This is a genomic window from Modestobacter sp. VKM Ac-2984 (assembly GCF_026967985.1).
In the GTDB taxonomy this organism is placed as follows: Bacteria; Actinomycetota; Actinomycetes; order Mycobacteriales; family Geodermatophilaceae; genus Modestobacter.
The window spans coordinates 311,761-324,760 of record NZ_JAPVBJ010000004.1 but is presented as its reverse complement, the minus strand read 5'-3'; the positions used below and the strand labels follow the sequence as shown (position 1 = coordinate 324,760).

Sequence of the window (13,000 nt, the reverse complement as noted above, 5' to 3'; positions counted from 1 at the left end):
TCAGCGGCCCTGCTGGTCCTTGAACTGGCTGAAGTCCAGCTTGCTCAGGTCGGGCATCGCCTGACCGGGCGGCAGACCGGGCACCCCGCCCGGCATCCCGCCGGGCAGCTGACCGGGCGCCCCGCCCATGCCACCGGGGGCACCGATCGGCCGGCGGGCCGGGCCGCCCTTCTTGCCGCCCTTGCCCTTCTTGCCCTTGCCGCGTGCCTGCACCTGGTTCTGCCGGCCGCGCTGCTTCTTCGACATCGGGCCCATGCCCGGCAGGCCCATGCTGCCGGCCATCTGGCCCATCATCTTCTGCGCCTGGGCGAAGCGCTCCAGCAGGTGGTTGACGTCGGTGACGCTCATCCCCGAACCGTTCGCGATCCGCACCCGGCGCGAGGCGTTGATGATCTTCGGGGTGGCGCGCTCGGCCGGGGTCATCGACCGGATGATCGCCGCGGTGCGGTCCAGGTCCCGCTCGTCGACCTGCGCGAGCTGCTCCTTCATCTGCCCGGCGCCGGGCAGCATGCCGAGCAGGTTCGCGATCGGGCCCATCTTGCGGATGGCCATCATCTGCTCGAGGAAGTCCTCGAGGGTGAAGCCCTCGCGGCTGGCGAGCTTGCCGGCCATCTTCTCGGCCTGGTCGGCGTCGAAGGCCTGCTCGGCCTGCTCGATCAGGGTCAGCACGTCGCCCATGCCGAGGATGCGCGAGGCCATCCGCTCGGGGTGGAAGACGTCGAAGTCGGCCAGCTTCTCACCGGTCGAGGCGAACATGATCGGCTGGCCGGTCACGTGCCGGACCGACAGCGCAGCACCACCGCGGGCGTCACCGTCGAGCTTGGTGAGGACGACGCCGGAGAAGCCGACGCCCTCCTGGAACGCGGTCGCCGTGGTGACGGCGTCCTGCCCGATCATCGCGTCGACGACGAACAGCGTCTCGTCGGGCTGCACGGCGTCCCGGATGCCGGCGGCCTGGGCCATCAGCTCGGCGTCGATGCCCAGCCGGCCGGCGGTGTCGACGACGACGACGTCGTGCTGGGTGCGGCGGGCGTGGTCGATGGAGTCCCGCGCGACGGCGATCGGGTCGCCCACGCCGTTGCCCGGCTCCGGCGCGTAGACGTCGACGCCGGCCTGCCCGGCCACCACCGACAGCTGCTGCACCGCGTTGGGCCGCTGCAGGTCACACGCGACCAGCAGCGGGGTGTGCCCCTGGGCCTTGAGCCAGCGGCCGAGCTTGCCGGCCAGGGTCGTCTTACCGGCGCCCTGCAGGCCGGCCAGCATGATCACCGTGGGCGACTGCTTGGCGTAGCGGATCCGGCGGGTCTCCCCGCCGAGGATGCCGACCAGCTCCTCGTTGACGATCTTGATGATCTGCTGCGCCGGGTTCAGCGCGGAGGAGACCTCCGAGCCGCGGGCCCGTTCCTTGACCGCGGCGATGAACGAGCGGACGACGGGCAGCGCGACGTCGGCCTCGAGCAACGCGATGCGGATCTCCCGCGCGGTCGCGTCGATGTCCTCGTCGGAGAGCCGGCCCTTGCCGCGCAGACCGGTGAAGACCTTGTCCAGGCGGTCGGAGAGGGTCTCGAACACAACACGTCCTCAGGCAGTCTGGCGTGCAGCCACCGGCCGGCCCACCAGGGAGTTCAGCGGGCCGAGCGGCACGGCTCGGGCTCCCGGGGCCACCCCGGGGCCGTCACGCCACTGCTCCCAGCGTAATGGCCCCTCGGCTGTGGCCCGCTAGGAAGTCGTGCGGGGTGCGGCGGAGAGCCCTCCTCAGGCCGCACGGTGCCAGGTCACGGCCACCGGACGGTGCACGTCGCCGCTGACCAGGGCGGTGCCGCAGGCGGTGCACGCCCACTCCGGGCACGCCCCGCCGTCCTCGGTGTGGCCGTCGACGCACTCCGGCTGCTCGAAGTCGGTGACGTGCTCGCACGTGGGGCAGGGCCACTGCTGGAGATCGGTCACGATCGCATCCCCTCTCGTCTCGGCGCCGGTCGTCGGGAGCGGGCTCCCGTCCGGCACCTCGAACGTCTCACGGGGGTACGACAGATCTGCGGACCTCAGCCGGACGGCGTGTCCCGCTTGACGCCCGGCCCGCCGGCCGTCGGGGCCGGGCCCGCCGCCTCGGGCGCGAAGCCGCGGGCGGCGGACACCAGAGCTGCCTCGATCTGCCTGCGTCGGCCGGCGTCCATCGTGGCGCCGCCGGGGTCGCAGACGTAGAACGAGTCGAGGGCGTCGGCACCGAGGGTCTCGATCCGTGCGGACGTCACGTCCAGTCCCTGCTCGGCCAGCGCCGAGGTCAGCCGGTAGAGCAGGCCGGCCCGGTCCCCGGCACGGACCTCCACGATGCTCGAGGCAGCGCCGTCCACCTCGTTGTCGTACCAAGAGATCCGCGGCCCCGCGGCACGGTCGCCGTGCTGGCGGTAGTCGATCTCCCGCTGCCGCAGCCGGTCGTCCAGGGGCAGCGTCCCCTCCAGGGCGGCGCGGACGCCGTCGGCCAGGATCTCCGGCACCGGCGCCCGGCCGAACCGCGGCCGCACGGCGAACACCGACGTCGCCCGGCCGCCCTCGACCGTGATGCTGGCCGCCCGGACGTCGAGCTGGTTCAGCGCCAGCACACCGGCGCACCGGCTGAACACGCCGGGCCGGTCCGGCCCCAGGAACGTCACCTGCTGACCGTCGGCCACGTCCTGCACGCCCACCGAGATGCGCTCGCCCTCCCCCGCCGCTCCCGTGCCCGAGGAGCTCACCTGCGGGACGGTCGGCACCAGCACCGGCCCGGGCGCCGGGGCGGCCACCAGGTGCGCCCGCACCCGGGCCACCAGCGCGGCGACCAGGTGCGCCTTCCAGGGTGACCAGGCCGAGCTGCTGGTCGCCGCGCCGTCCGCCTGCGCCAGCGCGTGCAGCAGCTCCAGGAGGGCGGTGTCCCGGCCGATCGTCTCGGCGACCCGGTCGATGGTGGCGTGGTCGTCGATGTCCCGCCGGGTGGCGGTCGCCGGCAGCAGCAGGTGGTGGCGCACCATCGCGGCCAGCGTGGCGACGTCGGGCGGCGAGAAGCCCATCCGGGTCGCCACCGCCGCGGCGATCGGCTCCCCGACGACGCTGTGGTCACCGGGCCAGCCCTTGCCGATGTCGTGCAGCAGGGCGCCGACCAGCAGCAGGTCCGGCCGGTCGACGTCCCGGGTCAGCTCGGAGGCCGCGGCGGCCGCCTCCACCAGGTGCCGGTCGACGGTGAACCGGTGCCACGGGTGCCGCTGCGGCAGCGACCGCACCCGGTCCCACTCCGGCAGCATCCGGGCCAGCAGGCCCTCCTGGTCCAGCTGCTCGATGACCGGGACGGCGCTGCGACCGCTGGCCAGCAGCCGGAGGAAGGACCAGCGGACCTCCGCGGGCCAGGGCTCCGGCAGCGCCGGCGCGTGCACGGCCAGCACCTTGAGCGTGTAGGGCGACAGCAGGAGGTCCGCACGAGCGGCCGCGGCGGCACCGCGCAGCACCAGGCCCGGGTCCACGGCCGGCCGGGCGTCCCGGGCCAGCACGACCTCGTCGCCCTGCCGGACCAGCCCCTCGGCCAGCGGTTCGCGCCGGACCCGTCGGTACCGGGCCCGCGGACGCCGCACCAGGGAGGCGTCGACCCGCCGCCAGGTCTCGTCCGCGACGAAGGCGAGCCGGCGCCCGGCCAGGCTGACCCGGCGCAGCAGCACGTCGTCGTCGGCCAGCCCGAGCGCCTCGGCCACCGCCGCCTGCTCCTGGCGGACCAGGGCGTCGCCGGCGCGCCCGGTGCTGCGACGCAGGGCGTCCCGCACGTCGAGCAGGAAGTCGTAGGCCTCACCGGCGTCGGCCGGGGGCTCGTCGGCCAGCTGGGCCGCGGCCAGCGCCCGCAGCACCTGGCCCTCACGCAGCCCGCCGTAGGCCTCCTTCAGGTCGGGCTCCAGGAGGAACCCGAGCTCCCCGACCAGCCGGGCCCGCTCCCGGCGGAGGTCGCGCAGCTGGGGCAGCAGCCGGCCGGCGTGCTGCCGCCAGGAGCCGAGCGTCGCCGTCCGCAGGCCCCCGGTCACCTCCGGGTCGCCGGCGACGTGCCGTGCGTCGAGCAGGCCGAGGCCCGCCTTGACGTCCTCGGCGGCCACGGAGACGGCCTCGGACACCGTCCGCACGGAGTGGTCCAGCCGCACCCCGGCGTCCCAGATCGGGTACCAGAGGGCGTCGGCAAGCGCCGCGACCTCGGCCCGGCCGTCGTGCACGAGAACCAGGTCCAGGTCGCCGTGCGGGGGCAGCTCCCGGCGGCCGAGGCTGCCCACGGCCACCAGCGCGACGCCGTTCTCCGCCGGCTCGGCCGGCGGACCGCCCCGGCGTCGGGTGGCTCGCGGCGTCCCGGCGAGCGCCTCGGCCAGCAGGCCGGCCAGCCAGTCGTCGAACGCCTGCACCCGCTCTGCGCGGGGCAGTGCGGTCAGGGCGGCGAGGTCGAGCACGGGCACCTCTCGGTCGTCCTGCGGGGAGAGACGGCGTCGGCCGGGGCAGCGGGTCTCCCCGCCACCCCGGCCGACGTCAGGTCACCAGGCCGGCGTCAGAGCGCCACCGGTCAGAGCGCGTCGGCGCCGCGCTCACCGGTGCGGACCCGGACGATCTCGTCGATCGTGGTCACCCACACCTTGCCGTCACCGATCTGGCCGGTGGAGGCGGACTCGACGACCGCGTCGACGACCCGGGCCGCGTCGTGCTCGCTGACGACGACCTCGATCCGCACCTTCGGCACGAAGTCCACCTGGTACTCCGCACCGCGGTAGACCTCAGTGTGGCCGCGCTGGCGACCGAACCCCTGCACCTCGCTGACGGTCAGACCGGCGATGCCGATCAGCTCCAGGGCGTTCTTGACGTCGTCGAGCTTGAACGGCTTGACGATGGCGGTGACGAGCTTCATGCCTGGCTCCCTTCCGTGTTGCGCGCCTCGGCGCGTGCCTGTCCACCCAGGGGCGCAGTGCTGCCACCGCCGCCCAGGGAGGCGAAGTCGTACCCGGACTCAGCGTGCACCACGGTGTCGATGCCGGTCACCTCGTCCTCCTCGGTGAGCCGGAAGCCGATCGTCTTCTGGATGAGCCAGCCGATGACCAGGGTGAGGACGAAGGAGTACGCCAGCACCGCGAGGGCACCGACGACCTGGCGCCACAGCTGGTCGACGCCGCCGCCGTAGAAGAGGCCGTCCACGCCGGCCGGCGCGGCCGCCGTGCCGACGAAGCCGATCAGGATGGTGCCGACCAGGCCACCGACCAGGTGGACACCGACCACGTCGAGCGAGTCGTCGTAGCCGAACCGGAACTTCAGCCCGACGGCCAGGGCGCAGAGCGCACCGGCGACGGCGCCGACGGCGATCGCCCCGAGCGGCGAGACCGCCGAGCAGGCCGGGGTGATCGCGACCAGCCCGGCCACGACACCGGAGGCACCGCCCAGCGAGGTCGAGTGACCGTCGCGGATCTTCTCCACCAGCAGCCAGGCGAGCGTCGCGGCGCCGGTGGCGACCAGGGTGTTCACCCAGGCGACGGCGGCGGTGTTGTTGGCGGCGAGGGCGGAGCCGGCGTTGAAGCCGAACCAGCCGAACCACAGCAGCCCGGCGCCGATCATCACCAGCGGCAGGTTGTGCGGCCGCATGGCGTCCCGGCCGAAGCCGCGGCGCTTGCCCAGGACCAGGGCCAGCGCCAGACCGGCCGCACCGGCGTTGATGTGCACCGCCGTGCCGCCGGCGAAGTCGATCGCGGCCAGTTCGTTCGCGATCCAGCCACCGGTGTGGGTGACCACGCCGTCGTCGTCGGTGAGGGTGAAGTCGAAGACCCAGTGCGCGACCGGGAAGTAGACGACGGTGGCCCAGATGCCGGCGAAGACCATCCACGAACCGAACTTGGCCCGGTCGGCGATGGCACCGGAGATCAGCGCGACGGTGATGATGGCGAAGACGGCCTGGAAGCCGACGAACGCCATGGTGGGCAGGCCGCCCTCCTCGGTGGTCAGGTCCTCCATCAGGCCGGCCAGGCCGAAGAACTCGGTCGGGTCGCCGAGCAGCCCCAGTCCGACGTCGTCGCCGAAGGCGAAGGAGTACCCGTAGAGGACCCACAGCACGCTGATCAGGGCCAGCGCGCCGAAGCTCATCATCATCATGTTCAGCACGCTCTTGGCGCGGACCATGCCGCCGTAGAAGAGCGCGAGACCTGGCGTCATCAGCAGCACGAGTGCGGCGCTGGTGAGGATCCAGGCGGTGTCGCCGGTGTTGACCACGGCAACCTCCTGAGGGTGTCGTCGGCCATCGGCCGCAAGCGGGGGCCCCGAGGGGCCTCGGGCGAGCCACCGCCGGAGGAGGCGGTGCGGAGAAGACGGTGCCGACACCGTGTTTCCGACGACGGCGTGGACGTGTTTCGCCGCGGTGAACTCCCCAGCGCGTGTCGGCCGGTTGTGTTCCGGACGTGTTGCCGACGCACCGCCCGCCCCGGTGATGTGTCAGCGGGCGTGCGCTCGGTCACGTCACCGGCCGTTCACGTGGGCTTCTTGCGAGCAGTGTGCAGGTGCCAACAAGGTGCAATAAGCTCGCCGGGCGCCCGACCGCGGCACCCGTCACCGGCCGCGCAGCTCAGTAACCCGAGGTCCCGGAGGTCCGTGTGCACGTCCCCGATGGCTTTCTCGACGCCACGACCAGCACCGGTACCGCCGCGGTCGCGGCCGCCGGCGTCGCCCTGGCGCTCCGCGGTTCGCGCCACGAGCTCGACGAGCGCACCGCCCCGATGGCCGGGCTCACCGCGGTCTTCGTCTTCGCGGTGCAGATGATGAACTTCCCGGTCGCCTTCGGCACCAGCGGCCACCTCATGGGCGGTGCGCTGGCCGCGGTCCTGGTCGGCCCGTGGACGGCGGTCCTGTGCCTCACCGTCGTCCTCATGGTGCAGGCCCTGGTCTTCGCCGACGGCGGCCTCACCGCCCTCGGCACGAACGTCACCCTGCTCGGCCTGGTGGCGATCGGCGTCGGGTACGGCGTGTTCCGCGGGTTACGAGCCGTGCTGCCGGCCACCCGCACCGGACTGCTGGCCTCCGCCGGGGTGGGCGCCTTCCTGTCCGTGCCGGTGGCCGCCCTGGTGTTCGTCGGCCTGTTCGGCCTGGGCGGGGTCGCTGACGTCGCGCTCGGGCCGGTCACCGCGGCCATGGTCGGTGTGCACCTGCTGATCGGTCTGGGCGAGGCGGTCATCACCGTCGCCGTCCTCGGCGCAGTGCTCACCGTCCGCCCGGACCTGGTCCGCGGCGGCCGCCACCTCCTGCGGGCCAGGGAACTGGCCCCCCGCCCGGACCTGGCCGGCGCGACCGCGGTGGACGCCCGATGACCCGCACCCGCACGTTCGTGCTGATCGGGACGGTGCTCGCGCTGCTCATCGCCGGCGTGGGCAGCTGGTACGCCAGCTCCGCACCCGACGGGCTGGAGGCCACCGCCGAGGAGCAGGGCTTCGGTTCCACGGCCCGGGACAGCGCGGCCGCCGACTCGCCGCTGGCCGACTACACCGCTTCCTGGATCGGTGACGACCGACTCTCCGGCGGCCTGGCCGGGGTCATCGGCGTGCTGCTGGTGCTGGCGCTGACCAGCGTCCTGGTCCTGCTGGTGCGCCGACGCCCGGCCGCGGACGACGCGGCCCCGCGGGCCGACGCCCCCCGGCGCTGACGTGGGCGCAGGACACGGCGGGGCGCTGGCCGCGGCCTACGTGCCCGGCGACAGCCCGGTGCACCGGCTGGAGCCGCACACCAAGCTGGTCGCCGTCCTCGGCTTCGCCCTGGTGGTCGTGGCGACCCCGGTGCACGCCGGCTGGGCCCCGCTGGCGTACGCCGGTTTCCTGCTCCTGCTGCTGACCGTGGCGGGCGTGGCCCGGGTGCGGCCGGGCCGGCTGCTGCGGGGCCTGGTGGTGGAGGTGCCGTTCGTCCTGTTCGCCGTGCTCCTGCCGTTCGTCTCCCGAGGCCCGCGCACCGACGTCCTGGGCCTGTCGTTGTCGGAGAGCGGGCTGGCCGCCGGTGGCAGCATCCTGGCCAAGGCGACCCTGTCGGTGCTGGCCGCGACACTGCTGGCCGCGACGACCGACGCCCGGGCCCTGCTGCGCGGGCTGGAGCGGCTGCGGCTGCCCACCGTGCTGGTGCAGATCCTCAGCTTCATGATCCGGTACACCGACGTCGTCGGCGGTGAGCTGCGCCGGATGCAGGTGGCCCGGGAGTCCCGGGGGTTCCGCGGCCGGCACCTGGGTGCGCTCAAGGTGCTCGGCCCGGCGGCCGGCTCGCTGTTCATCCGCTCCTACGAGCGTGGTGAGCGGGTGCACCTGGCGATGCTGTCCCGGGGGTACACCGGGCGACTGCCCGCCGGACCGATCGCAGTGGCCGGCGGGCGCGCGTGGGCGACCGCGCTCAGCCTCCCCCTGGCCGCGGTCGCCGTGCTGGCCGGGGGTTCACTGCTCGGGTGAGCACCCCCCTCCCCTCGCTGCTCGTCGACGACCTGGCGTTCGCCTACCCCGACGGGCACCAGGCGCTCTACGGCGTCGACCTCCGGTTGGAGCCCGGTGAGCGGGTCGCGCTGCTCGGGCCCAACGGGGCGGGCAAGACGACGCTGGTGATGCACCTCAACGGCATCTTGCGCGGCGGCCGCGGCCGGGTGGAGGTCGCCGGGCTGCCGGTCGAGGACCGGAACCTGCAGGAGGTGCGGCGCCGGGTCGGCATCGTGTTCCAGGACCCGGACGACCAGCTGTTCATGCCCACGGTCGGCGAGGACGTCGCCTTCGGCCCCCGCAACCTCGGCCTGCTCGAGGCCGAGGTCGCCCGGCGGGTGGCCGACGCCCTGGCCGCGGTCGACATGGCCGACGCCGTCGACCGCCCGCCCCACCACCTCTCCTTCGGCCAGCGCCGGCGGGTCGCCGTCGCCACCGTGCTGTCGATGCAGCCGGAGGTCCTGGTGCTCGACGAGCCCAGCAGCAACCTCGACCCGGCCGGGCGGCGGGAGCTGGCCGAGGTGCTCCAGGCACTGTCGATCACGCTGCTGATGGTCACCCACGACCTGCCCTACGCCCTGCAGCTCTGCCCCCGGTCGGTCGTGCTGGACGGCGGGGTCGTGGTCGCCGACGGCACGACCCGGGAACTGCTCGCCGACCCGGAACTGCTCGCCGCGCACCGACTGGAGCTGCCCTTCGGCTTCGACCCCCGCGCCGTGGGCTGAGCAGCTCCGGTCAGGCGTTCCCGACGACCACATGGGTCGGGCTGCCGCCGCGGTCCGCTCCTCGGTCGCTGGCGCTCCCTGCGATGCTCCCCCGGCGTCAGGCGTTCCCGACGAGGGCCTCGGCGAAGGCCTCCGGCTCGAACGGCGCCAGGTCGTCGGGCCCCTCCCCCAGCCCGATCAACTTCACCGGGATGCCCAGCTCACGCTGGACGGCGACCACGATGCCGCCCTTGGCGGTGCCGTCGAGCTTCGTGAGGACGACGCCGGTGACCTCGACCGCCTCGGTGAACACCCGGGCCTGCACCACCCCGTTCTGACCGGTGGTGGCGTCGAGCACCAGCAGCACCTCGTCGACCGGCCCGTGCTTCTCCACGACCCGCTTGACCTTGCCGAGCTCGTCCATCAGGCCGGACTTGGTGTGCAGCCGCCCGGCGGTGTCGATCAGGACGGCGTCCACCTCGGCCTCGGTGCCGGTGCGGACCGCCTCGAAGGCGACCGACGCCGGGTCACCGCCCTCGCGACCGCGGACGGTGAGCACCCCGACCCGCTCGCCCCAGGTCTCCAGCTGGTCGGCGGCGGCGGCGCGGAAGGTGTCGGCGGCCCCGAGGACGACGCTCTTGCCGTCGCCCACCAGCACCCGGGCGATCTTGCCGACCGTCGTCGTCTTCCCAGCGCCGTTCACGCCGACGACCAGGACCACGGCGGGGCGCCCCTCGTGCCGGGAGGTCCGCAGCGTGCGGTCCAGGTCCGGGCCCAGGACGGCGGTGAGCTCCTGCACGACCAGGTCGCGCAGCTGCGTGCCCGAGGCGGTGGCCAGCACGAGGCTCTGGGTGCGCAGCCGGGACACGATCTCGGTGGTGGCGGCGACGCCGACGTCGGCGGCCAGGAGCGTCTCCTCGACCTCCTCCCAGTCGTCCTCGGTGAGCTTCTCCCGGGCCAGCACGGTGAGCAGGCCGCGGCCCAGCGAGGACTGCGAGCGGGCCAGCCGGGAGCGCAGCCGGACCAGCCGGCCGGCCGAGGGCGGTGGGGTCTCGAAGACCAGGCCGGGCTCCGGCTCCGCCGGCGGCAGCTCGACGACGACGTCCGGCTCGGGCCCGGTCGGCGCCGGAGGAGCCGGAGGCCCGGTGTACTGGTCGGCCGCGGTGGCGCCCGACGTCGGGTCCGGGGCGATCGGCGGGCGGGTGAGCGTGGTGCCCCGCCCGGCGTCGGAGTCCAGCCGGGTGGTGCGCCGGCCACGGCCGACGAGCAGACCGATCCCGGCGATCAGGGCGACGACGAGGATCGCGATCGCGATCAGCACGAACTCCATGCCCACAGTCTCCCAGGATCATGGGGCAGGCTGTGCCCCATGCCCGAGACCGCCGGCGACCGACCGCTCCTGCTGCTCGGGCCGCTCCTGCGCCACGTCGACCCGGTGTCGGCCACCGTCTGGGTGGAGACCGACCGCGCCTGTGACGTGACGGTGCTGGACCAGCGGACCCGCACGTTCTGCGTCAACGGCCACCACTACGCCCTCGTGGTCGTCGAGGGCCTGGAGCCGGGCAGCACCACCCCCTACGAGGTGCACCTGGACGGCCAGCAGGTCTGGCCACCGGCGCACGCCACCACCCCGCCGAGCCGGATCCGGACGGCCGGGCGCCCGGGCCCCTTCCGGCTGGCCTTCGGCTCGTGCCGTTACGCCACGCCCACCTCCGTCGACGTCCGTGACGCCATCCCGCCGGACGCGCTGGACAGCTACGCCCGCCGGCTGCTGGACCTGCCCGAGGACCAGTGGCCCGACGCCCTGGTCCTGCTGGGCGACCAGGTCTACGCCGACGAGGTGACCCCGGCGACGAAGGAGTGGATGGCCTCCCGCCGGGACCTGTCCCAGCCGCCGGGTGCCCAGGCCGCGGACTTCGAGGAGTACAGCCGGCTCTACGCCGAGTCCTGGGGCGATCCGCAGGTCCGGTGGCTGCTGGCGACGATCCCGTCCTCGATGGTCTTCGACGACCACGAGATGATCGACGACTGGAACACCTCGGCCGCGTGGCGCGCAGAGATCACCCCGACCGACTGGTGGCGGAAGCGGATCTGCGGCGGGCTGGTCAGCTACTGGATCTACCAGCACCTGGGCAACCTGTCGCCGAAGGAGCTGGCGGAGAACGAGACCTGGCAGGCGATCCAGCAGCGCGCCGACGGCTCGGACGACGCCGGGCCGATGCTCGACGAGATGGCCCGGGCCGCCGACACGGAGCCGGAGACGGTCCGCTGGAGCTACGTGCGGCACTGGGGGTCGACCCGGCTGATCATGGTCGACACCCGGGCGGGCCGCGGGCTGGAGGAGCACAACCGCAAGATTGTCGACGACTTCGAGTTCGACTGGGTCGACGCCGCGGTGCGCCGGTCGGTCGAGGACGGCGTCGAGCACCTGCTCATCGGCACCTCGCTGCCCTGGCTGCTGCCGCACTCGGTGCACGACATCGAGCGGTGGAACGAGACGCTGTCGGTCCGTCACCACGGCAACCCGCTGGGCCGGTTGATGGAGAAGCTGCGGCAGGCGGCGGACCTGGAGCACTGGGCGGCGTTCGGGCAGTCCTTCGAGCGGCTGGGCCGGACCCTGGTGGCCACGGCACGCGGCGAGCTGGGGCACCCGCCGGCCACGGCGCTGGTGCTGTCCGGCGACGTCCACCACGCCTACGCAGCCGAACTGGTCAACCCCGGCGACCTGGACACCCGGGTGCACCAGCTGACCGTGTCGCCGCTGCACAACCAGGCGCCGCACGCCATCGAGATCGGCTTCAAGGTGGGCTGGAGCCGGTGGGCCCGGGTGCTGACCGGTGGGCTGCGGGCGCTGGCCAGGGTGGAGACCAGCCCGCTGCGGTGGCGCAAGCAGGCCGGCCCCTTCTTCGGCAACGAACTGGGCGAACTGGTGCTGGAGGGCCGGGACGCCCGGTTCCTGCTCTGGGCCACCAGCCGCGACGACGACGGCACCGAGCACTTCACCCAGGTGCTGGACACCCGACTGTCGTGACCGGACCCGTGCCGGTGCGGTTGGTCAGCTTCAACGTCCACCACGGCGTGGGGGGCGACGGCCGGCACGACCTGCCCCGGCTCGCCCGGGTGCTGGCGGCTGCCGACGCCGACGTCATCTGCCTGCAGGAGGTCGACCGGCACTTCGGCGACCGCAGCGAGCACGTCGACCAGGCGCTGCTGCTGTCCCGTGGGCTGGGCATGGAGCTGGCGTGGGGGCCGTCGATCGACGAACCGGGCACCGGCAGCGGACGCCGCCAGTACGGCAACGCGGTGCTGTCCCGACTGCCGGTGCTGGGCTCGGAACTGCACCGGCTGCCCGGGCAGGGTGAGCCGCGCACTGCGTTGCGGGCGCAGGTGCAGCTGGCCGACGGGGTGCTGGCGGTGACGACGACGCACCTGTCCAGCCGGTCGGCGGACGACCGGGCCGCGCAGGCCGCCGCGGTCGCCGCGCTGCACACCGACCCGGGGACGGCGGCCGTGCTGGTCGGCGACCTGAACGCCGACGCCGACGCCCCGGAGCTGGCGGTGCTGCGCGAATACCTCAGCGACGCCTGGGAGCTGGCGGCCGACCGCAGCGACCAGGCCGGGCGCTTCTCCGGGCACGCCCGCCAGGGGCTGACCCACCCGGCCAGCCGCCCGCGGGTGCGGATCGACCAGGTGTGGGTGTCCGCGGGTGTGACGGTGCGCGGCGCCCGGGTGCTGGACAGCGCGGGGGCGTCGGACCACCACCCCCTGCTGGTCGACCTGGCCGTGCCGTCGACCAGCTGACCAGGCCCGCCCGCCGCCCAGGCCGGC

Annotated in this window: 12 protein-coding genes; 6 read left to right on the top strand and 6 right to left on the bottom strand. The window is 74.0% G+C overall.

The genetic code is table 11. From position 1 onward, the window contains the following. From ffh to O2W16_RS11275, 5 genes are all read right to left on the bottom strand, one after another. The gene (gene ffh, locus O2W16_RS11295) at positions 1–1,572 is read right to left on the bottom strand and encodes a signal recognition particle protein (RefSeq protein ID WP_036339798.1); all 1,572 of its coding nucleotides are present in this window, start codon (positions 1,570–1,572) and stop codon (positions 1–3) included. A gap of 183 nt (positions 1,573–1,755) precedes the next feature. Then, positions 1,756–1,947 carry a hypothetical protein gene (locus O2W16_RS11290; RefSeq protein ID WP_269158918.1) on the bottom strand — a complete coding sequence of 64 codons (192 nt, stop codon included), beginning with the start codon at positions 1,945–1,947 and terminating at the stop codon, positions 1,756–1,758. A gap of 95 nt (positions 1,948–2,042) precedes the next feature. Next, entirely contained in the window at positions 2,043–4,454 is a 2,412-nt protein-coding gene (locus O2W16_RS11285; protein ID WP_269158917.1) for a [protein-PII] uridylyltransferase, read from the bottom strand. Positions 4,455–4,558: 104 nt separating this feature from the next. Continuing rightward, a complete protein-coding gene (locus tag O2W16_RS11280; protein ID WP_091066026.1) occupies positions 4,559–4,897 on the bottom strand; it encodes a P-II family nitrogen regulator in 339 nt (112 codons plus the stop codon). After that, positions 4,894–6,243: an ammonium transporter gene (locus O2W16_RS11275; protein ID WP_269158916.1), complete on the bottom strand. Its 1,350-nt coding sequence runs from the start codon at positions 6,241–6,243 to the stop codon at positions 4,894–4,896. Before O2W16_RS11275 ends, O2W16_RS11280 begins: the two co-directional genes overlap by 4 nt. Positions 6,244–6,620: 377 nt before the next feature. On the opposite strand from O2W16_RS11275, the gene O2W16_RS11270 reads away from it, so the two are divergent. The 4 genes from O2W16_RS11270 to O2W16_RS11255 are packed head-to-tail and all read left to right on the top strand — an operon-like array spanning position 6,621 to position 9,193. Next, positions 6,621–7,331, top strand: coding sequence for an energy-coupling factor ABC transporter permease (locus O2W16_RS11270; RefSeq protein WP_269158915.1), 711 nt, complete (start codon positions 6,621–6,623; stop codon positions 7,329–7,331). Continuing rightward, positions 7,328–7,663, top strand: a complete 336-nt coding sequence (locus O2W16_RS11265) for a PDGLE domain-containing protein (RefSeq protein ID WP_269158914.1) — start codon at positions 7,328–7,330, stop codon at positions 7,661–7,663. The genes O2W16_RS11270 and O2W16_RS11265 overlap by 4 nt, the downstream gene beginning before the upstream one ends. Position 7,664: 1 nt before the next feature. Continuing rightward, the gene (cbiQ, locus tag O2W16_RS11260; RefSeq protein WP_269158913.1) at positions 7,665–8,447 is read left to right on the top strand and encodes a cobalt ECF transporter T component CbiQ; all 783 of its coding nucleotides are present in this window, start codon (positions 7,665–7,667) and stop codon (positions 8,445–8,447) included. Then, positions 8,444–9,193, top strand: a complete 750-nt coding sequence (locus O2W16_RS11255; RefSeq protein ID WP_269158912.1) for an energy-coupling factor ABC transporter ATP-binding protein — start codon at positions 8,444–8,446, stop codon at positions 9,191–9,193. Before cbiQ ends, O2W16_RS11255 begins: the two co-directional genes overlap by 4 nt. A 97-nt stretch (positions 9,194–9,290) precedes the next feature. Here the strand turns inward: O2W16_RS11255 and ftsY are convergent, their stop codons facing one another. Beyond that, positions 9,291–10,502, bottom strand: a complete 1,212-nt coding sequence (ftsY, locus tag O2W16_RS11250) for a signal recognition particle-docking protein FtsY (protein ID WP_269158911.1) — start codon at positions 10,500–10,502, stop codon at positions 9,291–9,293. A 39-nt stretch (positions 10,503–10,541) separates the two neighbouring features. Between ftsY and O2W16_RS11245 the strand changes: the two genes are divergently transcribed. Both O2W16_RS11245 and O2W16_RS11240 read left to right on the top strand, forming a co-directional pair. Then, positions 10,542–12,203 carry an alkaline phosphatase D family protein gene (locus tag O2W16_RS11245; RefSeq protein WP_269158910.1) on the top strand — a complete coding sequence of 554 codons (1,662 nt, stop codon included), beginning with the start codon at positions 10,542–10,544 and terminating at the stop codon, positions 12,201–12,203. Further along, positions 12,200–12,973: an endonuclease/exonuclease/phosphatase family protein gene (locus tag O2W16_RS11240; RefSeq protein ID WP_269158909.1), complete on the top strand. Its 774-nt coding sequence runs from the start codon at positions 12,200–12,202 to the stop codon at positions 12,971–12,973. Before O2W16_RS11245 ends, O2W16_RS11240 begins: the two co-directional genes overlap by 4 nt. The last annotated feature ends 27 nt before the right edge of the window (positions 12,974–13,000 follow it).

Excerpts from the sequence above, each read along its gene's own strand:
- O2W16_RS11265 (WP_269158914.1), top strand. The coding sequence starts at position 7,328 with ATGACCCGCACCCGCACGTTCGTGCTGATCGGGACGGTGCTCGCGCTG.
- ftsY (WP_269158911.1), bottom strand. The coding sequence starts at position 10,502 with ATGGAGTTCGTGCTGATCGCGATCGCGATCCTCGTCGTCGCCCTGATC.
- O2W16_RS11245 (WP_269158910.1), top strand. The coding sequence starts at position 10,542 with ATGCCCGAGACCGCCGGCGACCGACCGCTCCTGCTGCTCGGGCCGCTC.
- O2W16_RS11280 (WP_091066026.1), bottom strand. The coding sequence starts at position 4,897 with ATGAAGCTCGTCACCGCCATCGTCAAGCCGTTCAAGCTCGACGACGTC.